Annotated in this window: 1 protein-coding gene; it reads left to right on the top strand. The window is 77.3% G+C overall.

Annotated features, from left to right (window positions below; genetic code table 11):
* Positions 1–269: helix-turn-helix transcriptional regulator (locus ACZ3GY_RS24060; RefSeq protein WP_465912260.1), on the top strand; the 269-nt coding region annotated here is incomplete at both ends.

Raw genomic sequence — 269 nt, 5'->3', positions numbered from 1 at the left:
ACGGGCACTGCCGTGAACGTCGGCCAGGTGTACACGACCCTCGAACGTCTCGAGCGCGATGGCCTCGTCGAGAACCGCGGTGCCGATGACGAGGGCCGTGTCCTGTGGGGCGCGACCGCCGCCGGCCGGGCCGAGGCGCGCGCCTGGCTGGCCGCGGCGTCGCTCGCCGACCGCCGGGACGAGGTCGCCCTCCGCATCGCGCTGGCGCTCACCCTCCCCGGCGCCGACGTGCCCGGTCTGCTCGCGGCGCAGCGCACGGCCGTCCGCGA

It is taken from the genome of Pseudomonas sp. PME37.24/006 (assembly GCF_055556635.1).
This window is presented reverse-complemented; position numbering and strand designations above follow the sequence as displayed.